The sequence below is a fragment of the Mesorhizobium sp. LSHC412B00 genome (assembly GCF_000503035.1).
Classification (GTDB): Bacteria; Pseudomonadota; Alphaproteobacteria; order Rhizobiales; family Rhizobiaceae; genus Mesorhizobium.
Map to the genome: position 1 here is coordinate 1 of NZ_AYWB01000006.1, position 24,374 is coordinate 24,374.

The following is a 24,374-nucleotide window of genomic DNA, read 5'->3' on the forward strand; positions in this document are numbered from 1 at the left end:
GAGATCGCTGTAGCTGTCAAAATCTTACGTTTCATGTGAGTCTCCTTTGGGGTTCGACGCCGTTGCGGCGTCGAACCCTAATCTCGAGGAAAGGCACTTGTTCCTGTATAGAGTGGAATTCGATGTCATGATCCTTGTGCACCAGCCTTGGCCTCGAATGCGATGCCGGAGCGCTTCAACGACGACTGACGCCTCAGGCGAGAGCTGTCCGCTACTGGGTGTTAGAGGCGATATGCGGAACGCTTCCCGAATAGTTGGGTGCCACCATCGGGTAATTGCGAGGCAGGTTCCATTTGGTTCGGTAATCGTCCGGATTCATGCCCAGTCGGCCAAGGTGCGAACTGCGTCGGGTCTCGGTTAGAGACAGGAGGGTGGCCTTTGCCGCGGCGTATAGCTTGACATGCGGAGCTCGTCTCGACCGCGCACACTCAATATGTTTACGATGACGCCGCCAGATGTCATATGAGCGAATGCCTTTCCGGCGAAATAAATTGCTCCCAGCAGGTCGACGCTCAGCACCTTCAGCCAGCCCGCTCTAGTGAATGCCTCAATGGTTAAAGATTATCAGGCCGGCGCGTTGTTGACGATTATTACCAACCTGCCGAACGCGTGAGCGCAAGTCGACAGCACCGTGATAGCGGCCTCCCCGCGCGCCCCTTGTCGAACCGATGCGCGCCTTCTCGACCTTGCCTCCACCCACGTCGGCTCACCGTGCACCTTCGGTGCCCAACCGCATGGCGATGGCCAGTCCAATGCCGCTTGCAGCACCGGTTACAATGCAGTCTTGTTATCCAGGCGCATCGGGTTCGACCTCTTTCTGGGGAGCAGCAAGTGGTTCAGTCCAGCCTTCAGCGACCCGATCCACGCTCAGCAGGCTGCGCGCATAATCCTGTTGCGCGCGAACAATGGCATCGTCTTGCTGTGAGGGAAGAAAGACCGGCAAAGCAAGGCAGACACTTTGTGTGGCCAACAGCTTGTTCCAGTTCGCGATCAGCGCCTTGAAAGCGCGCCCCACCGCCCTCGGATTTCGGTCGAGGTCATAGAGGCCGAGCGGATTGATCCGTCCGTTGTTCTCCCGAAGCGCACTGTCCCAGTCCACCTGATCCGTCAGCGAGTACCAGGTGAAGCCTACGATGGGGATGCCATCGTTGCGGATCCGCAGCACGTTGGCCCACTCTTTCCACAGCCAATAGACGGCCTCGTCTCCATTGGGGCCTTCGCTGATGTTGGTCTCCGTATGCATTACGGGAAGCCGGTAGCGGTTGAAGTACTGCCGCGTGATCTCGTCATAGCCAAACACCTCGCCGGACCCGGACGTCGTTCCGTCTGCCCAAACCCGATGTTCGTTGGTCTGGTAATAGTCGGTGCCCATCACGCAATGCCTGCGCAGATGGCTCTCCAGGAAGAAACTGTATTCTTCGGCCGTCATCCCGTTTTCGAGAAGATAGCGATAGGTGTGCGCGTCGACGTCATGACCGTAGTTGAGGTCAAGCGACAGGAAACGCTCGCTGTTGAACCGTTCCGCTCTGCCGACCGCCTCGGGAGAATCGGCGTGGAAGTATTCCGAGGATTCGCTCTGTATGAAGATGGCGTCCGGCCGCACCTCGAGAATCGCCCGCATGGCAAGCACGTTCGCCTTCACGATGTGCTTGAGGGCGGTGACGAAAGCAGTGTCGCTGCTCAGTTGTTCGTTCCACCATCCCCAGCGGGCCGAAAAGGTGGCGCAGATGAACATCTCATTTATTGGGGTGAAGAGCTGGATCCACGGATAGCGCATCGCGAAATCCCTGGCGTAGTGCTCGAATAGTGTCGGAAAGTCCGGGTTCTGGAAGTTGCCGATCCAGTCCGGCACGCCAAAATGGCAAAGGTCGACGATCGGAAGAATGTCTTTCGCCTTCAGGTCCGCGAAGGTCTCATCGGCGAATGCCCAATCATAACGTCCGTCACCCAGCCATGTTTTGTGGATGGGAGGTCCGTAGCGGAGGAAATGCACCCCGAGATCCTGGACCAGTTCGAAGTCGGTGCGCCATCGTTCGTAGAAGCGGCATTTTTCCATTTCGTCGACGCGCTCCCGGCCTTGTCGAATGGTGGGGGTGCTGTTCTCGATGCCGGTGGCAAACATGAACGTGAACATTGATGGTCCTTAGCCAAGGCGGAGATGCCCGCGCTTGGTCAAACGTTCAGTGCTCGACGCAGTTCCTGCAAGACTGCTTGTCAAGTTCGGTAGGCGCCTGACAACCACGTGCCTGAAATTGGCGGAATTCTATCCCACGGTTCAAGCGAGCAGCTTGCGCCGAACATGGTCGGACTATGCTGGACGGAGATGTCGGCTTCGGGCCAGACCAGTTGGCGTCCAACGCGCCTTTGCAAGTGAAAGCGGTATGGTAGCTATCCACGTTTGCAAACTGCAAGCGGACGTTCCGCTGCCGGCCCCATTTGAGCCATTCACTGGGAGGCAGACCCGCGGTACATCACCAATATTCTCAAAGCCAATAGTTAGTCTCGTTCATCGTCCTTTGGTTCGACAGACCCATACGAGAGAATACGAGAGATATGGACCGGCGAACCATCCTGTATTGATCTCCTGTAGAAAACAGTGACCCTCAGACACTAGCATGATCGTTATTCGTCAATGCTCTGCGAAGCTGTTCGCCCAATTGATTCAAGAAGCTGATCCAGCCACTCCCTGACCGCATTTATCTTCTGCCGAACGGCAGCACCGCGCCTGAATCCTGCCTCCGGATCAATGTTCGCGTGCGCAAAAACGGCCGCTCGCGAACATACATTGACAGGTCCAGTTCCGAATAATAAGTTCGGTCATAGAACGAATTAACCGGAGTTCAATGTGACTGACCTGCCGCGCATATCCCGTCAGTTCTCACAGCGCTCCGTGATGGAAGCGATCGTCCAGGGCGGGCCGATCTCCCGCGCCTCGATCGCCAAGCTGACGGGCCTGTCGAAGCAGACCATCTCCGAAATCATGCGCGGGCTCGAGCAGGAGGGCTGGGTCCAGGAAACCGGCCGCACCAGCGGCCATGTCGGGCGCACCGCCGTCACCTACGAACTGGTCCACGACGCAGCCTATATCATCGCCGTCGACCTTGGCGGTACCAAGGTGCGGGTCGCGCTGACCGACCTTGCCTGCCAGATCTTTGCCGAAGCCGCCACACCGACCGATCCGCGCGGCGGCCAGTTCGTCGTTGATCAGATTGCAGCGCTGGCCTTCGATGCCGCGGCCAGACAGCACGTCGCGCGCAAGAAGATACGCCTGGCCGTCATCGGCGCGCCTGGCGCTCCTGACCCGGCCACCGGCCGCATTCTAATGGCGCCGAACATTGCCGGCTTCGACACGATGAATGTGCTGGATGCCTTCGAAGAAGCGCTCGGCGTCGCGGTGATGATCGAGAACGACGTCAACCTCGCGGTGCTTGGCGAGAACTGGCTAGGCCAAGGCCAGGGCATCGACAATCTCGCCTACATCGCGCTCGGCACCGGCATCGGCAGCGGGCTGATGCTGGGCGGCCATCTGGTGCGGGGTGCTGGACACGCCGCTGGCGAGATCGGTTTCATGCCGATCGGCGCCGATCCCTTCACCGAGGAATCACTGCGCACCGGCGCATTCGAACGCGCGGTGGCCACCCACGCCATGACCGATCGCTACCACGCCCTCACCGGCAGGCAAATCTCCGTGCCGGAAATATTCGAGAATGCCGCGCGTGGCGACAAGGACGCGCTCACCGTGCTCGACGAAACTGCCCGCCATCTGGCGCAAGGCGTTGCGGCAATCGCGGCAATCGCCAATCCAGAAAAGTTTATCCTCGGCGGCTCGATTGGGTTGCGGCCCGAAATCCTGTCCAGGGTGCAGGCGCTTCTGCCGCTATGCTTCCCCTATCCGGTCAGGGTCGAGGCGAGCGAACTCGGCGCACGCGCAGCCCTCATCGGCGCGGCGGCAATCGGCCTTGGCCAATTGCACAACACGCTGTTCGGCGTCGACGCGCCTGATGGCCGGATTTCGCTGCCGCCTGCCCAGGCCGCCGCGCTGAAGGAGGCCGCGATATGACTCGCAATATTACCGCCCGCCTGCAGGCAGCGCTCGACCGTGACGACGCACTAACGCTGTTTCGCGGCGCCATCGGCCGCGAGAGCATCACCGGCAACGAAGCCAACTTCGTCGACTTCCTCGAAGCCAGGATGCGCGACCTTGACCTCAGCGGCCTGACCAGGACGGAATTCCTTCCTGGGCGGCCCAACATCTGGGGCGAGCGCAAGGGGGCCGACCAGGGAAAGCGCCTGCTGTTCATCGGCCATACCGACACCGTCCATGTCGACGGCTGGCGCGAGCATTGGGCAGGCACCGAGCGTGAGGATCCGTTCGCCGCCTCGATCATTGATGGTGCTGTCTGGGGCCGAGGCTCCGGCGACCTCAAGGCCGGCATCACTGCTTCGCTTACGGCACTCGCGCTGCTCGACAAGGCCGGCGTTCGCCTCAAGGGCGACGTCGCCTTTGCCTTCGTCGGCGACGAGGAGAGCGGCCAGCCCGGCACCGGCATTTCCGCCGGGATCAAGCACTTCGTCGGACGCATCGAGGCCGGCGAGGTCACAGCACCCGATTTCAGCGTCTATGTCGAGCCGACCCGCCTGGCGGTCTATGCGGCGCAGATCGGCTTCTTCATCACCGATATCTCGATTACCGGCAAATCCGCCTATTTCGGTGTGCCAGAACTCGGCAAGGATGCGCTCCGTGCAAGCCATGCCGCGATGACGGCGCTTTGGAAGCATTCGGATGAGGTCGCCGCGCGCGCCGAGCACAAACTGGTCGGGCGCGGCTTCCTGCTTATCACCGGGCTTGCCGGCGGCGGCTACATTGCCGTTCCCGAGCGCTGCACGCTCTCGCTGATCCGCAAGCTGTTGCCTGGCGAAGACCTCGACACCGCCGCCGCCGAGATCGAGGCTGCCGTGCGCGGCGCGATCGCCGATCCGGATATTTCGGTAGAGTTCGCCTACCCCGCCGGCCGCGACCACAGGCTGGGCGGCACCGCTGCCGAGATCGGCGAAACGCGGGCGGAAGTAGCCATGCTGTCCGACGCGATGGCTGGCGCAATGAGCGGACGCGGCGTCATCGAGGGCGCACCGTTCTGGTCGGAGTCCCCCTTCATCATCAATCAGCTCGGTATTCCTGCCGTCTATTGCGCGCCCGGCGACATCAGGAATTGCCACACATTCGAGGAGCACGTCGATGTCGAGGAATATTTCGCCGGCATAGTCGGCTTCGCCGCCTTCATGGCCCGCTATTGCGGCGTGGCCGACTGAACCACCAACGAAGCAAAATGGGAGAACTGACATGCCGATGAAGACACTGATCGCCGCCGCCTTTGCCGGAGGATTGATGCTTGCCGCCAACCCAGCTTCCGCACAGACGGTCGGCCCGCAGGGCGAGAGCGCCACGCCGAGCGCCGACGTGATCCTAAGCGATGCCGACATCGCCGCCCTCAAGGAAAAGAGCTACAAGGCAGCGTTGCTCTGGCACACCTCGTCCGATTTCACCAATGCGGTAACCGCCGGCGCCACCGACGAATTCGCCCGCGCCGGCATCACCATTGCGGTCAAAACGGATGCCCAGTTCGACTCCGCCCGCCAGCGCAGCGACATCGAGACGGCGTTGGCCGCCAAGCCCAACGTCATCTTGGCGCTGCCGCTCGACCCGGTCACCTCGGCAGAAGCCTTCCGCCAGGCGGTCAAGGACGGCACCAAGCTGGTGTTCTTGTCCAACTTGCCCAAGGGCTACAAGCAGGGCACCGATTACGCTTCGATCGTGACTGACGATCTATTCCAGATGGGCAAGCAGGCTGCGGACGCGATGGCCAAGGCGATCGGCGGCAAGGGCAAGGTCGGCTACATTTTCCACGACGCTGCCTACTATGTCACCAACCAGCGCGACCAAGCCTTCAAGACCACCATCGAGAAGGTCTATCCCGACATCAAGATCGTCGCCGAACAGGGCATATCCGACCCGGCCCGCGCCGAGGAACTGGCCAACGCGATGCTTTTGCAGCATCCCGATCTCGACGGCATCTACGTGACCTGGGCCGAGCCGGCCGACGGCGTGCTGTCGGCGCTACGCGGCGCCGGCAACGCCAGGACCAAGATCGTCACGCTCGACCTCGCCGAGCCGGTCGCGCTCGACATGGTCAAGGGCGGCAATGTCGCAGCCCTCGTCGCCGACAAGGCCTATGAACTCGGCCGCGCCATGGCTGCTTCCGGCATGAAGTCGCTGCTTGGCCAGCCGACACCAGCCTTCGTCGTCGCCCCGGCCCTGACCGTCACCAAGGAGAACGTCGCGCAGGGCTGGAAGGACTCGCTCAACCGCGACGCGCCGCAGCCGGTGCTCGACGCGGCCAAGTAGGCTCTCGCTCCGGCGCGGCCCGCCGCACCGGAGCTTTTCTTCGACACAACAAAAAGGGAACCCGGGACATGCGCAAAGCATCTGTAATCATAACGACAGTGGCGAGCCTGCTAGCCATGCACGCCTTCGCCGCTGAAGGCGTCACCACAGGACCGAATGGTGAAAAGCCGGTGCCGGCGAGCAGTCTTACGCTGACGCAAGCCGAAGAGCAGCAGATCAAGGACGGCAAGTTCACCGCCGCCCTCGTCTGGCACGAGATGAGCGAATACACCAACGCCGTCAACGCCGGCGCCCATGACGAATTCAAGCGCCTCGGCATCGAGGTGGTGGCGCAGACCGATGCCGGTTTCGACGCCGCGCGACAGAAGGCCGATATCGAGACGGTGATGGCCAAAAAGCCGTCGATCATCCTGTCGCTTCCCGTCGATCCGGCGACCGCAGCTTCGGTCTACGATCCGGCACGCCAGGCCGGCGTCAAGCTCGGCTTCGTCGACAATTCCCCGGCCGGCTATAAGCAGGGCAGGGACTATGTCACCATCGTCTCCGACGATCTCTTTCAGATGGGCAACAAGGCCGGCATCGCCATGGCCGAGGCGCTCGGCAAGAAAGGCAAGATCGGCTACATCTTCCACGATGCCGACTTCTACGTCACCAACCAGCGCGACCAGGCCTTCAAGAAGACCATCGAGCAGGACTATCCCGATATGAAGATCGAGGCCGAGGCCGGCATGGCCGACCCGGCGCGCAGCGAAGACATCGCCCAGGCGATGATCACCCAGCATCCGGACCTGGACGGCATCTATGTCACCTGGGCCGAACCGGCGCTGAGCGTGCTTTCGGCCTTGCGCGGTGCCGGCAACACACACACCAAGATTGTCACGCTCGACCTCAACGAGCCTGCCGCGCTCGACATGGTCAAGGGCGGCAACATCGCGGCCCTCGTCGCCGACGAGGCCTACAGCATTGGCGTGACGCTGGCGCGCGCCTCGGCAGGTTCGCTGGTCGGCAAGAAGGCCGAACCATTCTATGCCGTAGATTCCATCGCCGTCACCAAGGACACGGTGAAGGGCGGTTGGAAGAAGTCCCTCAACAGGGACGTACCGGCGGCCATCGCGGACGCGGTGAAATAGGCTCGAGGCGAAGCGCTCACCACCGGAGGGATAAAATGTCCAGTGCCAACACCAGTGCCGGTGGCAGCTTCGCAAGCCGCTTCAATCTGCAGCAATATGTCGTCTACCTCGGTTTCCTGGCGATCTTTCTATTCTTCGCCATTGTGCTGCGGGACAGCGGCTTCCTCACCGTCCGGAATTTATCGAACATCGTGTTGCAGACGACGCCGGTGACGATCATGGCCATCGGCCTGGTCTTCGTCATGTCGGCCGGCGAAATAGATTTGTCGATCGGCTCGATCGTGGCGGTGGCGGCCCTTGCAGCCGCCGTCACCATCAACGCGTACGGCATGCCAGCAGGGATAGTCGCCGGCCTCGGCGCCGGCCTGCTGATCGGCGTCATCAACGGCGTGCTGGTGGCGTATGTCAGGCTGCCCTCCTTCCTGGTGACGCTGGCGACGCTCGGCCTGTTCGCCGGCGTTTCGCGTTCGATGACAGACCTTCGCTCGATCTCGGTGACCAACGAAGCGTTCACCGGCTTCTTCGGTTCCGGCTGGCTGGTCGGTGTCCCCTCACTCGTCTGGTGGTCGGTGATTGCCGTGGCCATCGGCCACCTGGTGTTCCGCGAAACCCGTTTCGGCGCGCATGTGCTGGCGACCGGCGACAATGCCCGCGCCGCAAGCGTATCGGGCATCAGCGTGCCCAGGATCAGGCTCGCCGTGCTGACCATCAGCGGCGGGCTCGCCGGTCTTGCCGGCTTGCTCTATGCCGGTCGCCTGCAGGCGGCGAAATATACTCTCGGCGAAACCGACCTGATGACGGTCATCGCCGCCGTCATCGTCGGCGGCACGCTGCTCAATGGCGGCAAGGGCTCCGTGGTCGGCGCGCTGGTCGGCTCGTTGATGATGGGCATGCTCAACAACGGCCTGATCCTGATGGGCCTGTCGGTCTCCGACCAGATGATCGTGCGCGGCCTCATTATCCTGACCGCAGTCGCCGTGTCGCTGCGCGAAAAGAACCGCTGAAGGAAGCCATCCATGTTTCTCGAGATTCTGCGCCGCCGCAACCCCGCCTTCATCGAATCAGCTATCCGGTTGCACCAGCAAGGTAAGCTGCCGGCCAATGCTTATGTGCTCGATCTCGACACGGTTGAGGCCAATGCGCGGGTTCTCAAGAGCGAGGCCAACCGCAACGGCCTGAAGATCTTCGCCATGACCAAGCAGGTCGGCCGCTCCTCGTCGTTCTGCCGGGCTGTGACGCGCGGCGGCATTGACCGCGCGGTCGCCGTCGACATGGCTTGCGCCCGCGCCACCCACAAGGCAGGCATGAAGCTTGGCCATCTCGGCCATCTCCAGCAGGTCGCAAAATTCGAAGCGGCGGCTGCGGCGAAAACCTTCAAGCCGGACTACTGGACCGTGTTCAACGATACCAAGGCTGGGGAAGCGGCAACAGGCGCCAAGGCGGCCGGCTATGTGCAGGACCTGCTGGCCCGCATCGCCGCCGAAGGCGATATCTTCTATCGCGGCCATGAAGGCGGTTTCAATGCCGCCGACATTATCGATGTCGCCGACCGGCTGGATGCCGTCGAAGGCGGCCGTTTCGCCGGCATCACCACTTTCCCTGCTCTGCTGTTCGACCATGCTTCGCGAAAAGTGCTGCCGACCCCCAATCTGGCGACGCTCGCGAAAGCTGCGGAAGCGCTGGCTAAGGCAGGCCGCAAGGACATTGAGATCAACGCGCCGGGCACCACGTCGAGCGTTATGCTGGCGGCACTCGCCGAGGCCGGCGCGACGCAGTGCGAGCCCGGCAATGGCCTACATGGCACCACCGCGCTGCATGTCATGGAAGATTTGCCGGAGCTGCCGGCGGTGCTCTATCTCACCGAGGTCTCGCATCTCTCCGGCGGCAAGGCCTATTGCCTTGGCGGCGGCTTCTACATCGATCCGATCTTCCCCGACTACGACGTCAAGGCGATCGTCTCGGCTGAACCGACGACGGCAGGCTCGGCACTGCGCAGCGTCGAGGTGCCGCCGCCCTCGGCGATCGACTATTACGCCATGATCGATGCCGCCGGCGCGAACGCGCCGAAGCCTGGCGACAGCGCCGTGTTCGGCTTCCGTGGCCAGGCCTTCGTCACCCGCGCCCATATTGTCGGCGTGTCGGGCATTTCGACGGACAATCCGAAAGTGGAAACCATCGAGAACGGCTTCGGTGAACCCTATGCCTGGCCAGTCTAGGAGAAACACATGACGGTGAGCGCGCCCATCCTTCAGCTGCACGACATTCGCAAGAATTTCGGCGGCATCACCGCGATCGAGAGTTTTTCGCTCGAGGTTTTCCCGGGCGAGATCGTTGCACTCGTCGGCGACAACGGCGCCGGAAAGTCGACGCTGGTCAAGATCGTCTCGGGGGTCCACCCGCCCTCGTCCGGCACCATCGTCATCGAAGGAAAACCGGTGACGATGTCGAATGCCACCATGGGGCGCGCGCACGGCATCGAGGTCGTCTACCAGGACCTGGCGCTGGCCGACCAACAGACGGTCTACATGAACATGTTCCTCGGCCGCGAGCCGCTGAACCGCCTCGGTTTGCTCGACCGCCGCCGCATGATCGACGAGACCGAGAAACTGGTGAAGGAACTGGACGTGCGCATCCCCTCCGCCCACGCCACTATCCGCGATCTCTCCGGCGGCCAGCGCCAGGGCGTTGCGATCGCGCGCGCCACGCATTGGGCAAGCAAGCTGATCCTGCTGGATGAGCCGACGGCGGCGCTGGGCGTTGCCGAAACCGCCCGGGTGGAGTCTATCGTCCAGTCGCTGAAGCAGCGCAATGTCGGCATCCTGATCATCAGCCACAGCCTCGACCAGGTCTTCAAGCTCTCCGACCGCATCTGTGTTCTCAGGCGTGGCAAGCAGATTGGAATTCGCGAGACCGCGAAGACCGATAAGAACGAGATCATTGCCATGATCACCGGCCTGCAGCAGCAATAGCAGGAACCTCTCTGAGAGCCCCCGCCCGAGATCCGGATGTTGTCGGCGATCACGCGATCGATCAGCTTGTGCCGCCTGGTGATCGCCATCGGCCCGTCCTGGTCGTAGCTGCCTTGCCACTCCGGATGCGGCGCCAGCAGCGCTGGCACATACATCGTGTCTGCCGAAATCATGCGCTGTTCCTTGCCGGAGTTTGCGAGGTAGACCGAGTGGCCGGGCGTGTGGCCGGCGCAGCGATGATCTGGAAGCCGGGCGCGACTTCGGCGCCGTCATGGATGCTGCTGGAGCTGCTGCGTCTGGTGAAGTTGCCTGCATCGCCTGAATTTCTCCAGGCGTATCCGCACCAGCTTTCTGGCGGCCAACAGCAGCGCGTTGGCATCGCTATCCCAGTCTCGATTTGATAGGACCTATGCAATGTATGGCGGCGCCGACATCACCGTGCCGCCCGGCGGCGTCAAGCTGTCCGGTTTCGGTCGCGACAAAGTCGCTGCATGCGCTGGACAGATACACCGTCTCAAAACAGCCTGGATTTCTCTGGGCTGCCCGTTTCTCGCTAAGCGCTGCCGAGGATGAAATCGGCGCACCGATCGGCGATCATGATCACCGGCGCGTTGGTGTTGCCGCTGATGAGACGCGGCATGATCGAGGCGTCGCAGATGCGTAGGCGCGGCACGCCGCGCACGCGCAATTGCGGGTCGACCACCGCCTGGTCATCGGTGCCCATCCGGCAGGTGCCGCAGGGGTGATAAACCGTCTTGGCGTGTTCGAGGATGTGGTCTGTTATGGACTGATCGGAAAGGTCGGCGGCCCCGCCCGGCGACAGCTCCTCGGCGATCACCGCCTGCAGGGCCGGCTGACGCAGGATGGTGCGGGCGATCTTCATGCCGGCGAGCAGCAGGGCAAGATCGCCGGGATCGGTCAGAAAGCCGGTGGTGAAGCGGATCGGGGCGGCCGCGTCGCGCGACCGCAGCCTGACCATGCCGCGCGAGTTTGGCCTGAGCACACAAGGGTTGAGCTCCATGCCGTGGCGATCGATCGAGCCGTGCTCGGCGCTTTCGATCATCACCGGGAGGACGTGGAACTGGATGTCGGGCCGGCCGTCGCCATCGGTGTCGAAAAAGCCGCCGCTTTCGACGACGTTGGAGGTGAGCAGGCCGCTGCGGAACAGCATGTACTGTATGCCATGGCGCAGCGCCCGCAGGCCACGGTCCTCGCCGAGCAGCGAGATCGGCTGGCGCGTCAGCGCATAGACGGGGGCGGCGACATGGTCCTGCAGGTCGCGGCCGACCGAAGGCATGTCGCGGATGACCGGAATGCCGAGCCCGGCCAGATGTTCGGCGGGTCCCAGTCCCGACAGCATCATCAATTTCGGCGTTGCCAGCGCGCCCGAGGTGAGGATCACCTCGGCCTTTGCCGTCGCCGCGTGGTTCCGGCCATCCGAAGTGGTGTAGGCAACGCCGCTCGCCGCGCCGTTTTCCAGCGTCACGCCGGTGACCAGCGCATCGGTGACGACGGTGAGATTGGTATTGCCGGCCAGCGGCTTGAGGAACACTTTTGCCGCCGACTGGCGTTCGCCATTCGATGTAGTCGTCTGGTAGAAGCCGACGCCCTCCTGCCCGGCGCCGTTGAAGTCGTCATTGTAGCGGAAGCCGGCTTGTTGCGCCGCCTTGACATAGGCCATGGACAACGGATGGCGGTAGCGCGGATCGGAGACCGGGAGCGGTCCCTCGGTGCCGTGGCGTTCGCCGGCGAGGCGCTCGTTGCGCTCAAGCCGCCGGAACACCGGCAGCACCTCGTCCCAGCCCCAGCCGGGGCAGCCGAGGTCGCGCCAGCCATCATAATCCTGCGGTTGGCCCCTAACATAGAGCATGGCATTGATCGAAGAGCCGCCGCCCAGTGTGCGGCCCTGCGGCACCGGCAGCCGGCGTCCGCCGACGCTCGGTTCCGGCTCGGATTCGTAGATCCAGCTGCGCGCCGTGCCGATCACCTTGGCGAAGGTGGCGGGCATGTCGATGAGCCTGGTGTTGTCGGCCGGCCCGGCCTCGACGAGGAGCACGCGCTTGCCTGATCCGACCAGCCGGTTGGCCAGCGTGCAGCCGGCCGATCCGGCGCCGGCGATGATGTAGTCGTATTCGGCGCTCATCGTGTCAGGCGTAGCGCATGATGACGGTCTTGGTCTCGAGATAGCCTTCGATCGCGGCACGGCCATGTTCGCGGCCGATGCCGGACTGCTTGAAGCCGCCGAACGGTGCGGCGGGGTCGAGCGTGTTGTGCGAATTGACCCACACGGTGCCAGCCTTTAGGCTGTGGATGGCGGTCATCGCCTTGCCCAGGTCGCGGGTCCAGATCGAGGCTGAGAGACCATAGCGCGTGTCGTTGGCGATGCGGATCGCCTCGTCGAGGTCGGCGACTGGCATTGCCGCCACCACCGGCCCGAACACCTCCTCGCGCATGATCTCCATGTCGGGTCGGACATTGTGCAGGATGGTCGGCGCCACATAATGGCCCCTGGCCGGCACCGGTCGCGCGCCGCTGACTCGCTCGCCTCCGGCCGCCAGTCCACGCTCGACAAAGCCCTCGACGCTTTTCCGGTGCTTGGCCGAGACCAGCGGATTGATTTGCGCTTCGGCATCGCGGCCGGCGCCCAGCGTCATGCCGTCGGCGATTTCGGCCAGCCTTGCCAGCGTGCGGTCGTAGATCGATTTCTCGATCAAGAGCCGCGAGGCCGAGGTGCAGACCTGGCCCTGGTTGAAGAACATGCCAAGGCCGGCGACCAGCGGCTCGATGCCTTCCTCCATGTCGGCAAGCAGGATCATCGGCGATTTCGAGCCGAGCTCCAGCGTGAAGCGGGCGACACGGTCGACCGCCGCATGGCCGACGCGTTTGCCGACTTCCGTCGAGCCGGTAAAGGTCAGCTTGTCGATGCCGGGATGGCGGATCAGCGCCTCGCCGGTGACGCTGCCGCTGCCGGTGACGATGTTGACGACGCCCGGCGGGAAGCCAACGGCTTCGATCAGTTCGGCGAGCCTGAGCAGGCCTAGTGGCGTTTCCTGCGGCGGCTTCAGCACCACGGTGCAGCCGCAAGCGAGCGCCGGCGCGATCTTCCACATGCCGATCAGCAGCGGAAAATTCCACGGCACTATGGCGCCGACGACGCCGACCGGCTCCATCACCGTCATCGCCTGGTGTCTGGCGCCCGGCGGCACGGGGATGGACACCTGGAAGGTCGAGCCCTCGATCTTGGTCGCCCAGCCGGCATAGTAGCGCAGCCAGTCGACGGTGCCGCCGGCGCTGAGCATACGGGCGACGCCGAGCGACTTGCCGTTCTCGATGCTTTCGATCTCGGCCAGAAGGTCGGCGTCGGCCTCGACCGCGTCGGCGAGTTTCAGCATCAGGTTCTGGCGATCGACCGGCCGCATCGACGCCCAAGGGCCTTCGAGCGCCGCACGCGCCGCGTGCACCGCCCGATCGACCAGTTCGGGGCCGCTTTCGGGGACACGGGCGACGATCTCGCCGGAGGCGGAATCGTCGACGGGGAGGTCGTTACCGGCAAGGCCGTCAACAAAGCGGCCATTGATGAAGGGCCGGTGCGAACGCGCCAGGAACGCGGCGGCGGCTGGGCTGATCGGCGGCACCATTCTCTCGTTCATGCCATCCTCCTCGATGTTGATGAACACGGTGCAGCGAGGGTTATGGAGCGCATGGACTGGCTTCAAGCCAAAGGCGGCGCGAGTGCGCGCTCAGTCAAAACAAAGTTCCCGCTCGGACAAGACACCTCGCGATTGAGTGGCCTAGATCAGGATCGCATCGAGCCGCGCGTTTTGCGCGAGCCTCCCTGACGTCGAAGAGGTGTCGGCCATTGAGCGCATTGCTGGGCAATCCGATGGTCACCACGGCGGCGCTGCCGCTTGTGCTCGGCATGGCGATGGCGTTGCTGGCACGATTTGCGCTGCCGGGATCCTCGCCGGCGCTCTCGTTGATCTGGGCCGCGTTGCTGCTGTTCTTCTACTGGGACACGCTTGGCCCGCCGGTCGTGCCGCCCGTCGCCGCCAGCCAGAAGCTGATCTATCTCGCTGTTGCCGGTATTCTCATCGGGCTGTTGCCCGAGCGCCTGTTGAGCACCCCGGGCGTGCTGGTCGCCGCGGCCCTTGCGGCGGCGCTGTTGTGGCTCGGCTGGCGCCGCCTTGCTGGCGGTTCGCTCGATCCGCAGATGATCGCAGCCCTCGTCACCGGCCTTCTCGTAATCGTCGGCGTCGCGATGCTGCTGTCCCTGAAGGCTTTGCCGTCGCCGCTGGTGGAGGATCCGTTCCTGGCACCCGCGGCCATGCTCGCCATGTGCTTGGCCGGCGCCATCATCTCGGTGCTTGGCGCGTCGATCGTCACCGGGCAGTTGCTGGGATCGCTGGCCGCGCTCGCCGGCGGCTGGTGCCTCGTCCAGTATATCGCGGTGCTGCGCGGCGGCACGGCGGCCGCCTGGAGCAAGGGCGCCGAGCTGATCCTCGTCTACGCCGCGGCCACGGTGCTGATCCAGATGGCGCTGCTGGCGCCTAAGGCCAATCCGGTCGCGCTGGTGCTTTCGCCCTTGCCGCTGATCGTGGCTGCCCTGGTGCCCGGTCCGCTGCGGCGCCTTGTTCCCGGCATCAGGCCGTTGCGGCCGCTGGTTGCCGGTCTGCTGATCGCCATGCCGGCGATGCTGGCCATCCTGACGGCGATCGTTCGGGCGCCGCACGGAGCCGCGCTTGGCTTTTCCTGAGCCAAGAAATGACAACCAACAATGGGGAGAGATACGTGACAATAGGAAAACTGACGGCCGCGCTGGCCTTTGCCTCGACATGCGCGTTCGCATCGGCCGCGCACGCCGAAAACTACGAGATCGATGGCCAGCACGCCTGGGTTACCTTCACCATCAAGCACGGCATCTATGGCATCGCGCATGGCCAGTTCGATGCCGTCAAGGGCGCCATCGTCATGGACAAGGCCGATCCGTCGAAGAGCAGCGTGAAGGCCGAGCTCGATGTCGGCTCGGTGCACACCGCTTATGACCAGCGCGACAACGATCTGAAAGGCCCCGACTTCTTCAACGCCGCCGAATTCCCGGCGATTTCGTTCGAGAGCACCAAGGTCGAGAAGGTCAGCGACAAGACCGGCAAGGTCACGGGCAATCTCACCATCAGCGGTGTGTCCAAGGAGATCACGCTCGACGTGACGCTGGTCAATGAGGCGCCGGCGCCGTGGGATGCGACGCTGACCAAGGCAGCGTTCACCGCCACGGGAAAAGTCAGCACCGCGGACTTCCCGATGGCCAAGGCTGCCGCCGGCTTCGGCCTCGGCCCGGATGTCGACATCGTCATCGATCTCGAAGCGATGAAGAAATAGGCCGCTTTCTTTGTTTGGCGCAATTCCCCGGGGGAAGCGATACGCACTTTCCCCGGGAAAACCGCTTCACACTTTCCTGGAATTGCTCTTGCGGGGGTGGCGGCTGCCGCGCGGCCGAGAGGTCGCGCGGCTTTAACGGACGAGGCGCGAAGTGCGCGCTCAGTCAAAACAAAGTTCCCGCTTGGACAAGACGCGAAACGGCTGATGCCGCACTATGCCCAGCGAAGATCGGCGCAGCCGGCACAGCACCAATCGGGATGGAACCATGCGATTTTCCGGAAAGACGGCTTTCATCACTGGCGGCGGCACCGGCATTGGTGCCGCGGTCGCAAGGCGCATGGCGGCGGACGGCGCCAAGGTGGTGCTGATGGGCCGGCGGCGCGAGCCGCTGGAGGCCGTCACCAGGGATATTGGCGGTCTGGTGGTGCAGGGCGATGCCGCCGATCCGAAGGCGGTGCGTGCGGCGCTTGCCGAAATGCATGAAAAAATCGGACCGGTCGATATCCTCGTCGCCAATGCCGGCGGCCATGGTGTCGGCCCGACGATTTCGATGAGCGACGAAACCTGGAGCCTGGCGACGCGCACCAATCTCGACACCGCTTTCGTTTGCGCCCGCGAATGCCTGCCGGATCTGATCGCGCGGAAGGGCAACATCGTCGTCGTTGCCTCGATCGCCGGGCTGTTTGCCGGCCCGGACGCTGCCGGCTACGTCACCATGAAGCATGCCTGCATCGGCTTCGGCAAATCGTTGGCGCGCGACTATGGCCGCAAGGGCGTGCGCACCAATATCATCTGCCCGGGCTGGGTCTCAACCGACATGGCCGACGAGCAGATGGCGCTGATCGTCGAGAAACACGGACTTGGCTCGACCGACGAGGCCTACCGTCTGGTGACCAAGGATGTGCCGCTCGGCCGTCCGGCGACACCGGAAGAGGTTTCCAACGTTATCTGCTTCGTCGCTTCGAGCGAGGCGGCCATGATGAACGGTTCGATCCTGACCGTCGACGGCGGCGCTACCGTCGTCGACCTGCCGACATTAGCTTTTGTCGATTGATTGGGAGAGTGCGATGAAGGACCAGAACAGGCCGGCGGACTGGAAGCATTTCGATGATTTCGCCGCCGGCATCGCCACCAACCGGCTGGCGACGACGTCAGCGTTGCGCGGCCAGACCTTCAAGATCACGCTGGACACCGGGCGCACAATCGACCTTGCCTTCACGTCGGCCGACACGGTGGCGTGGAGCGAGGGTAGCGAGGCGGGGGCGGACTGGTACGAGGCGCTCGAAGTCGCCGCTAATGTGTTCTTCATCAACATGACTTTCGCCGCCCGGCCGACCGAGGATGAGGCCTACGTCGTGAACACCAGCACGCGCCGGGTGCTGTCGGTGCGCGAACGGGTGCGTGAAGAAGGCGAAGCGCCCGGCGAGCCGCTCGTCGCGCAGACCTGGTCGGCCGGCGTACTCGGGGATCCCGGCAAGGCGCCGACCGGTATCAAGCCGGCGCCGAGCCGGGACCTGATCGGGCTCACCGCGCACTACACCTACAGCCCCAACCACGTCTACGAGCACATCTATCTGAGCTCCGAGCGTTATGGCTGGCAGAACCTCGTCGGCATCCAGCGTGGCCATGGCGACGTCGACCTCGCGACCACCTGGAAGTTTGCAGACAACCAATATGTGTTCGGCTTTCGCGAGTTCATCATCCCGGTCGCCTCGCTGTTCTTCTACAATTGGGACGTCATGCGCTCGACCGGGAAATTCCTCGGCCTGACCAGCCTGGGCAAGGTCGAGAACAAGCCGGCAGGCGCTCACATCGAGAAGAAATCCAGAACCGTCTATGACGAAGGCAAGGCGCCGGTCTGACCGTGCGGGAGAACGCGATGAACAAGAACTACGAAGCTATCAAGGCTCATTACGCCGGCTCCGATGCCAAGGATTTGGCCGCGATGATGGCGCCGATCACCAGCCGCACCGCCTGGACCGAAATGGCGGGCTTCCCCTATGCCGGCACCTATGTCGGCCCCGACGCCATCATAGCGGGGGTCTTCAAGCGCATCGGCGAGGAGTGGGACGGCTACGCGCTGAAGCTCGAAAGACTGGTCGATGGCGGCGCCACAATCGTCGGCATCGGCACCTATTCGGGCACCTACAGGAAGACCGGCAAGCCAATGTCCGCGCGCGTCGTCCATGTCTGGGAGATGGACGACGGTAAAGCCGTGAGTTTCGAGCAATTCACCGACACCAGACTGGTCGCGGCAGCGACGGTCTGAGGCATGCGGGCGGGCGCCGATGCGTCCGGCCGATGAAACAACCTGGGACGATGCAATGGGAAAAAATCTGAAGGCAATTCTGGCGGGCCTGGTGCTGGCGACCGCACTTGCGGCCGGCGTCACAGGGGTCGCGAATGCCGCCGGCGATGAGATCGTCATCGGCGCGCCGATCTCCTTGACCGGGCCGCTGGCCGGCGACGGCAAGGAGCAGAAATGGGCCTATGAGCAAGCGGTGGCCGATATCAACAAGGCTGGCGGCATCATGCTCAAGTCGGCCGGCAAGAAGCTGCCGGTGCGCCTCGTCGTCGCCGACGACGAAAGCTCGGAAGGCAAGGTCGCCTCGGCGTTGGAAAACCTCATCAAGGTGCAGAAGGTCGACGCGCTGCTATCGACCCATTCCGGGCCGATGAACATCGCCGGTGCCATCGTCGCCGAGAAATACAAGAAGTTCTACATGATCACGACGGCGTTCCCGTTCGAGTGGCAGCCGTTGAAGCTCAAATATTCGGCCCTCTTCTTCTTCCACCCGGGGCCGGGCGCCGAAGTGCCGTTCGAGATCTGGAACAAGCTGCCAGCCAATGAGAAGCCGAAGAACCCGGCTCTTGTCACTGAGGATTCGCCCGACGGCAAGGGCTTTGGCGGCGCCTTCGAGGCGGCTGCGAAGAAATATGGCTACACTTTCGCGGTCGACGATCCCTGGGCGATCGGGGCCACCGACTACTCGGCACTGATCACCAAGCTCAAGGCCGCCAACGTCGACGCCATGCTGGTGTTCGGCTCGCCGGCCGACACTGTGACGCTGCTGCGCCAGATGAAGGAGCTCGGCTTCTCCGTACCTTATCTGCATGGCTGGAAGGGCACCTGGACGGGCGAGTTCCACGAAGCGCTCGGAGCGGATTCAGACTACATCATGACTGACGGTTTCTGGTCGTCGAGCTATCCCTATCGAGGCGCCAAGGAACTCGGCGATCGCTACGAGGCCGAATTCAAGAAGGACTCCGTCACAGTCGGCGCCTTCTACGCTAATGCGCAGGTGCTGGCGCAGGCGATCGAAAAGGCGGGAACCACCGATGCCGCCGCGCTGCATGACGTGATCTTCAACCAGGAATTCAAGGACACCGTCGTCGGCGATCTCAAATTCGACCAGACAGGCTTTGCCCTGATCCCCAGCGTTGCCACGCAATGGTGGCAAGGCAAGCACCAGCTAATCTTCCCTAATGGCAACTGGACCTACAAGCCGGCCCCGGCCTGGGACAAGCGCTGAGCGGCGAGGGCACGGGCTCCGACATTGCCGCCTGCACCTTCTCCCCCGTCCTACGCGGGGAGAAGGGTGGCGGGGCGACGAGGGCGGCGCTGACCTCGACAGATTGCATGGACAGCTTCCCCTGGAGAAACGGAAACACACGATGCAGCCTGACGAAACCTTGCTTCGCCTCGAGGCGATCCAGAAGCGGTTCGGCGGGCTTGTCGTGCTCAACAACATCGACATCGCCGTCGGACCCAATGAGCTGATCGGCCTGATCGGTCCCAACGGCGCCGGCAAGTCGACACTGTTCAACGTAATTACCGCGCTCTACACCCCAACCCAGGGCCGTATCCGCTTCCGTGGCGAGGACATCACCGGCACGGCCCCGCATCGCATCTGCCGGCTCGGCATTGCCCGCACTTTCCAGCTGGTGCGCACGTTCCTGACCATGACCGCCTTCGAGAACGTCATGGTTGGCGCCGTCTATGGCTCCGGCGGCCGGGTCAAGCATGCGACGGCAGCCGCCGAGGAGGCCCTTGAACTGGTCGGGCTGACTGGCAAGCGCGATATCCGCACTGCACACATGACGCTGTCGGACCGGCGACTGCTGGAGATCGCGCGAGCCGTTGCCTCCCGCCCGGGGCTGCTGTTGCTGGACGAGCCGATGGCGGGGCTGAACCCGACCGAGATCCAGCGCATGGTCGATGTCATTCGCCGCGTGCGCACAGACAAGGGGGTCTCGATCCTGTGGGTAGAGCACAAGGTCGATGCCATCATGAAGGTGTGCAGCCGGGTAATCGTGCTGGACCATGGCGAGAAGATCGCCGACGGCACGCCGCGCGAGATCGTTGCCAACCGCAAAGTGATAGAGGCCTATCTTGGCGAACCGGCTGCTTGAAGTGAACAACGTGGAAGTCGCCTATGGCGACGTCGGCGCGTTGTGGGGCGTGTCGATCCACGTCGAGCCCGGCAGCATCGTCGCCATTGTCGGCGCCAACGGCGCGGGAAAGACGACGCTGCTGAAGACCATCTCCGGTCTGCTGAAGCCGAAGCGCGGCGAGATCTTCCTCTCTGGCGCGCTGCTGGCCGGCAAGGCGCCGGAGGAGATCGCGACGATGGGCATCGCGCATGTGCCGGAAGGGCGCGGCCTGTTCCGGCAGATGACGGTGCTGGAAAACCTCGAACTCGGCGCCTTCCAACCCAAAGTTCGGAAGCGCTTCAAGCAGTCGCTGGAGAAAGCTTACACGCTGTTTCCGCGGCTAAAGGAGCGGGCAGGGCAGAAGGCCGGTTCGCTCTCCGGCGGCGAGCAGCAGATGCTGGCCATCGCGCGCGCCACCATGTCGGACCCGTCGCTGCTGATTCTCGATGAACCGTCGTTGGGGCTGAGCCCGATCGTGGTGCAGCAGATGTTCGCTCTGATCGAGACCTTGCACAAGCAGGGCGTCACCATCCTCTTGGTCGAGCAGAATATCCATCAGGCACTGAAGGTCGCCGACTACGCCTTTGTGCTGAAAACCGGCGAGCTTGCCATGCAAGGCACCGGTGCCGAGCTCATCGCCGATCCCGAAATCCAGAAGGCCTATATGGGCGTATTGGAGGTGCAATGATGCAGAACATTCCGCCTCCCGAAATCCTGCTGCAACTGTCGCTCAACGGCGCGCTGGGTGGCGCCATGTACGGCGTTGCGGCGGTGGGCCTCAGCCTCATCTTCGGCACCATGCGGCTGATCTTTCTGGCGCAGGGCGCGATGATCATCCTGTCCGCCTATTTCGTACGAGCGCTGTTCTACGGCGTCGGCATCGACCCTTTCGTGTCGCTGCTGATCGTCGTGCCCGTCGGGCTCGTTGTCGGCTGGCTGGTCTACCAAGGCCTGTTTCGCCGCGCGGCGGCAGCGGAGGACCGCAACATCTCGCTCTTGATCGCGGTCGGTCTGATGTTCCTGATCCAGAACCTGATGACGGTTATCTGGGGCGGCAACACCGCGGCGATCGTCACCTCCTACACGGCGAGCGGCATCGAGATTTTGGGCGTGCGCACCTCCTTCACCCGTTCGATGGGCTTCGTGATTGCGCTCGCCGGTACCGGCCTGGTGGTGCTGTTCCTGCGCAAGACATTGGTCGGTAAGGCGGTGCGCGCGGCCTCCGAGGACATTGAGGCGGCGACTCTGATGGGCATCAGCCCGCACCGCGTCAACGCCATCGCCTTCGCGATCGGCATAGCGCTTGCCGGAGCGGCCGGGGTCGCGGTGGCGACGACATTCCCGTTCAATCCGTTCGCCGGCTTCATCTTCAGCCTCAAGGCGCTGGTGGCGCTGGCGCTGGGCGGGATCGGCAATGTCGCGGGCGCACTTGCCGGCGGCATCATCCTCGGTCTGATCGAAGCCTATGTGCAGTATTTCATCTCGGGCGGCTGGACCAACGCCATAGCCTACGGCGTGTTCCTGGCGGTGCTCATGTTCAAGCCGGAAGGCCTGTTCAGCCGGCCCTACAAGAAGGCTTGAGCGTCATGATCAAGAAAGCCTTGCCGAAACAATTCTGGATTGGGATCGCAATTGCTGTGGTCGCGGCCCTCGCGCTGGTGCCGCTCGTGCCCGGCGCGATCGATTCTTATGCCTTTTCGCTCCTGTTCTTCGTTTTCATCTACGCCACCATGGCGCAAGGCTGGAACCTCGTCGCCGGCTTCGGCGGCCAGATCAGCCTCGGTAATCATGCCTTCTTCGGGCTCGGCGCCTACACCACCGCCATCCTGTGGAGCGGCAATTATCTCTGGGGCTCGTTCTATGACGCCTATCCGCGGATCTACTATTTCGACCCGGCGACGATGATGCTGGGCGGACTGGTCGCGGCCGTCGCCGCCATCATCATCGGCCTGCCGTTGCTGTCAAAGCTGCGCGGCGACTATTTCGCGCTCGGCACGCTCGGCTTCGGCGAGATCGTCAAGGTGATGTTCATCAATGGCGGTGATTTCACCGGCGGCGCCTTCGGCGTCGTGGCGCCCGCCGGCACCTTCGATACGCTCTTGCCGCACTATCTGGTCGGGCTCGGCCTGATGGTGGGCACGGCGCTTGCCATCCGCTTGCTGATGCGCTCGCGCTACGGCCTGGCGCTAGTCGCCGTTCGCGACGACGAGATGGCGGCATCGGCCAACGGCATTGACACGCTAAGGGTCAAGGTCGCCGCCTTTGCTGGCAGCGCCTTTATCGCCGGCGTCGCCGGCAGCCTGTACACCTACTACATCTTCCATGTCGGCCCGGACTCCGTCTTTGACCTTGACTGGATGCTTTTGCCGCTGATGATGACGGTGGTCGGCGGCACCGGCACGGTGCTCGGCCCGATCCTCGGTGCCTTCGTCATGTACGCGGTGTTCGACCTGGCGCGCATAGTGGTGCCGGATTACCACCCTGTGATTTCGGGTCTGACCATCATCTTGGCGATGCTGTTCTTGCCGAAGGGGCTGATGCGGAGTTTTGCGGGCCGGGCGCGGACGGCTTGAGGCCTGAGTATAGCCCTATTGAGACGTAAGCGCTGCAGGTCGGGAGTGAGAGTCCTCGAGAAGGTGAGATAGAATGTGCCCCTATGTGGGTGCAAAACAATTTGCTGTGTCCGATAAAGGTACGGCTAGCAGCACCTTCCTAATGCACCACCACCATTCGCACTCGCTCCCGCACGTCTCTCGGCGTAACATCATACTTGCTTCTGAACGCCCGCGAAAAATGCGCGCTAGAATTGAACCCGCAGGCAAACGCGACTTCCGAGATGGAGGCTGAGGCGCGGGCGGGCGACAGCAGCTCCTCCTTGCTGCGCTCCAGCCGCCTATCCCACACGAATCGCTCCAGTGTGGTGCCTTCGCCTTCGAAGGCGCGGTGCAGATAGCGGCGGGAGCAGCCCATGTGGCGGGCTATGTCCTCGGCCGACAGGTTTGAACGCGCCAGGTTGGCGTCGATATAGGCGACGATGCGTTCACGCAGCGCTTCCAGCGGCGAGCGGCGGAACTCCGGTGCCGTCGGCCTTGCCTGGATGAGTCCGTTGACGAGTTGTATAAGGCTTTCTCCGACACGGCGGCAATTGGCCTCGTCGAGCTTGTGCGCGGTGCCGATCGCCATCTGCATCAGACCGGAAACGATATGGGTGAGGCTATCGTCGTTGCCAGGCAACGGCACCGGCGCCGAGAGACGCGTCAACGTCCCGTCGCCGAAAGTCGAGCGCGGCACCTGCAGGATGAGTTGGTCGACATCCGACAGGTTTTGCAGCGAATAGCTGCGCATTGGATCATAGATGATCGCAGCGCGTGGGCCGAGATCGACCGCGACCTCCTTCTGCTCGAAACGGCTGCGGCCGCTGAGCTGCATCAGGATCTTGATCGCATCGGGATCGAAGCTACGCCAGAAGGTGCGGTCGCTGACGACGAGATGCGACTTGGCCTTGATCTCGGAGAGCCGGCAGGAGCCGAGATGCACGGACACGAGCTTCGGCAGCGACGGCGCCTCGCCGCGCGAGAAACGCTGGGTGATCGGGCCGAACAGCATCCGCGACGCGGATAGGAAAGCCTCGCCATCGGCGACGCTCACGTGGTGGGCGGTCATAAGTCTCCTCCACATTCTCATTGTTCCCGTCTTGTCGCGGGATTGTGACGCTGCGGCAGCGCCGCGCCATCCTTAACATGATAAGCATCTTTGCCGCAACGGCGGAGGTGCTTCACGCCGCGCCGCCCGGCCAGCCGGAAGCCGGATGGGCGCTGGTCAGCATCAGCCATGTCGGACTCTGTGGGACCGACTACCATATTTTTGAAGGCAAGCTCCCTACCTGGCCTATCCGCGCATCATGGCATGAACTCTCGGGCACCGTGACCGCGGTCGGTGAGGGCGTCGCCATCGAGTTCGGTGAGCGGGTCGGAGCCGGCTCGCGGCCGCCGAAGGTAGGGCTGCGATGCCCGAGCCGGTGAAATAGATGTTCGCGGCAGTTGCGATCGCCGACCGGTTGGC

General features: G+C 63.3%; 24 protein-coding genes and 1 pseudogene. 19 read left to right on the plus strand and 6 right to left on the minus strand.

From position 1 onward, the window contains the following. Positions 1–211 precede the first annotated feature (211 nt). Positions 212–529 (minus strand): MucR family transcriptional regulator, encoded by a 318-nt coding sequence (locus tag X757_RS1000000169690; RefSeq protein ID WP_373432836.1) that lies wholly within the window; start codon positions 527–529, stop codon positions 212–214. 258 nt (positions 530–787) lie between these two features. Continuing rightward, positions 788–2,134 carry a family 1 glycosylhydrolase gene (locus X757_RS151890; protein ID WP_023667728.1) on the minus strand — a complete coding sequence of 449 codons (1,347 nt, stop codon included), beginning with the start codon at positions 2,132–2,134 and terminating at the stop codon, positions 788–790. A gap of 711 nt (positions 2,135–2,845) precedes the next feature. Here X757_RS151890 and X757_RS151885 point away from each other — a divergent pair. The 7 genes from X757_RS151885 (at position 2,846) to X757_RS151855 (ending at position 10,502) form a co-directional block, all read left to right on the plus strand. Then, a complete protein-coding gene (locus X757_RS151885) occupies positions 2,846–4,060 on the plus strand; it encodes an ROK family transcriptional regulator (RefSeq protein ID WP_031251268.1) in 1,215 nt (404 codons plus the stop codon). After that, positions 4,057–5,310, plus strand: coding sequence for a M20 family metallopeptidase (locus X757_RS151880; protein ID WP_023726197.1), 1,254 nt, complete (start codon positions 4,057–4,059; stop codon positions 5,308–5,310). The genes X757_RS151885 and X757_RS151880 overlap by 4 nt, the downstream gene beginning before the upstream one ends. Before the next feature lie 31 nt (positions 5,311–5,341). Further along, a complete protein-coding gene (locus X757_RS151875) occupies positions 5,342–6,403 on the plus strand; it encodes a substrate-binding domain-containing protein (RefSeq protein ID WP_023726198.1) in 1,062 nt (353 codons plus the stop codon). A 68-nt stretch (positions 6,404–6,471) separates the two neighbouring features. Further along, positions 6,472–7,533 carry a substrate-binding domain-containing protein gene (locus X757_RS151870; RefSeq protein WP_031251269.1) on the plus strand — a complete coding sequence of 354 codons (1,062 nt, stop codon included), beginning with the start codon at positions 6,472–6,474 and terminating at the stop codon, positions 7,531–7,533. Positions 7,534–7,568: 35 nt separating this feature from the next. Then, positions 7,569–8,537: an ABC transporter permease gene (locus X757_RS151865; protein ID WP_023726200.1), complete on the plus strand. Its 969-nt coding sequence runs from the start codon at positions 7,569–7,571 to the stop codon at positions 8,535–8,537. 12 nt (positions 8,538–8,549) lie between these two features. Continuing rightward, on the plus strand, positions 8,550–9,749 hold the full coding sequence (locus tag X757_RS151860) for an alanine racemase (protein WP_023726201.1): 1,200 nt from the start codon (positions 8,550–8,552) through the stop codon (positions 9,747–9,749). 9 nt (positions 9,750–9,758) lie between these two features. Then, positions 9,759–10,502: an ATP-binding cassette domain-containing protein gene (locus X757_RS151855; protein ID WP_023681808.1), complete on the plus strand. Its 744-nt coding sequence runs from the start codon at positions 9,759–9,761 to the stop codon at positions 10,500–10,502. 23 nt (positions 10,503–10,525) lie between these two features. On the opposite strand, the pseudogene X757_RS1000000168915 reads toward X757_RS151855, so the two are convergent. Then, a pseudogene (locus X757_RS1000000168915) lies at positions 10,526–10,779 on the minus strand (MBL fold metallo-hydrolase); the annotation flags it as partial. Between X757_RS1000000168915 and X757_RS1000000167925 the strand changes: the two are divergent. Beyond that, the gene (locus X757_RS1000000167925; RefSeq protein ID WP_023715648.1) at positions 10,739–10,903 is read left to right on the plus strand and encodes a hypothetical protein; all 165 of its coding nucleotides are present in this window, start codon (positions 10,739–10,741) and stop codon (positions 10,901–10,903) included. The pseudogene X757_RS1000000168915 and the gene X757_RS1000000167925 sit on opposite strands and share 41 nt — an antisense overlap. Before the next feature lie 152 nt (positions 10,904–11,055). Here the strand turns inward: X757_RS1000000167925 and X757_RS151845 are convergent, their stop codons facing one another. Then, positions 11,056–12,645: a GMC family oxidoreductase gene (locus X757_RS151845; protein WP_023695130.1), complete on the minus strand. Its 1,590-nt coding sequence runs from the start codon at positions 12,643–12,645 to the stop codon at positions 11,056–11,058. Between the two features lie 4 nt (positions 12,646–12,649). Then, the gene (locus X757_RS151840; protein WP_156933195.1) at positions 12,650–14,152 is read right to left on the minus strand and encodes an aldehyde dehydrogenase; all 1,503 of its coding nucleotides are present in this window, start codon (positions 14,150–14,152) and stop codon (positions 12,650–12,652) included. 209 nt (positions 14,153–14,361) lie between these two features. Here X757_RS151840 and X757_RS151835 point away from each other — a divergent pair, with 209 nt between their 5' ends. The 10 genes from X757_RS151835 (at position 14,362) to X757_RS151790 (ending at position 22,885) form a co-directional block, all read left to right on the plus strand. Further along, positions 14,362–15,255 (plus strand): hypothetical protein, encoded by an 894-nt coding sequence (locus X757_RS151835; RefSeq protein ID WP_023695132.1) that lies wholly within the window; start codon positions 14,362–14,364, stop codon positions 15,253–15,255. A gap of 35 nt (positions 15,256–15,290) precedes the next feature. Then, a complete protein-coding gene (locus X757_RS151830; RefSeq protein WP_023726203.1) occupies positions 15,291–15,878 on the plus strand; it encodes a YceI family protein in 588 nt (195 codons plus the stop codon). Positions 15,879–16,143: 265 nt separating this feature from the next. Continuing rightward, positions 16,144–16,932 (plus strand): SDR family NAD(P)-dependent oxidoreductase, encoded by a 789-nt coding sequence (locus X757_RS151825; RefSeq protein ID WP_023726204.1) that lies wholly within the window; start codon positions 16,144–16,146, stop codon positions 16,930–16,932. Between the two features lie 13 nt (positions 16,933–16,945). Further along, positions 16,946–17,740: a MoaF C-terminal domain-containing protein gene (locus X757_RS151820; protein ID WP_023726205.1), complete on the plus strand. Its 795-nt coding sequence runs from the start codon at positions 16,946–16,948 to the stop codon at positions 17,738–17,740. A gap of 17 nt (positions 17,741–17,757) precedes the next feature. Continuing rightward, positions 17,758–18,147: a nuclear transport factor 2 family protein gene (locus X757_RS151815; RefSeq protein WP_023686856.1), complete on the plus strand. Its 390-nt coding sequence runs from the start codon at positions 17,758–17,760 to the stop codon at positions 18,145–18,147. 55 nt (positions 18,148–18,202) lie between these two features. After that, positions 18,203–19,411 carry an amino acid ABC transporter substrate-binding protein gene (locus X757_RS151810; protein ID WP_198024405.1) on the plus strand — a complete coding sequence of 403 codons (1,209 nt, stop codon included), beginning with the start codon at positions 18,203–18,205 and terminating at the stop codon, positions 19,409–19,411. 142 nt (positions 19,412–19,553) lie between these two features. Continuing rightward, a complete protein-coding gene (locus X757_RS151805; protein WP_023723345.1) occupies positions 19,554–20,291 on the plus strand; it encodes an ABC transporter ATP-binding protein in 738 nt (245 codons plus the stop codon). Further along, a complete protein-coding gene (locus tag X757_RS151800) occupies positions 20,284–21,000 on the plus strand; it encodes an ABC transporter ATP-binding protein (protein ID WP_023686859.1) in 717 nt (238 codons plus the stop codon). Before X757_RS151805 ends, X757_RS151800 begins: the two co-directional genes overlap by 8 nt. Further along, positions 20,997–21,893, plus strand: a complete 897-nt coding sequence (locus X757_RS151795) for a branched-chain amino acid ABC transporter permease (RefSeq protein WP_023686860.1) — start codon at positions 20,997–20,999, stop codon at positions 21,891–21,893. The genes X757_RS151800 and X757_RS151795 overlap by 4 nt, the downstream gene beginning before the upstream one ends. Positions 21,894–21,898: 5 nt before the next feature. Beyond that, a complete protein-coding gene (locus tag X757_RS151790; RefSeq protein ID WP_023686861.1) occupies positions 21,899–22,885 on the plus strand; it encodes a branched-chain amino acid ABC transporter permease in 987 nt (328 codons plus the stop codon). 139 nt (positions 22,886–23,024) lie between these two features. On the opposite strand, the gene X757_RS151785 is transcribed toward X757_RS151790, so the two are convergent. Then, a complete protein-coding gene (locus X757_RS151785) occupies positions 23,025–23,975 on the minus strand; it encodes a helix-turn-helix domain-containing protein (protein WP_023726207.1) in 951 nt (316 codons plus the stop codon). Between the two features lie 44 nt (positions 23,976–24,019). On the opposite strand from X757_RS151785, the gene X757_RS151780 reads away from it, so the two are divergent. Next, positions 24,020–24,334, plus strand: a complete 315-nt coding sequence (locus tag X757_RS151780; RefSeq protein ID WP_031251272.1) for an alcohol dehydrogenase catalytic domain-containing protein — start codon at positions 24,020–24,022, stop codon at positions 24,332–24,334. Positions 24,335–24,374: the final 40 nt, after the last annotated feature.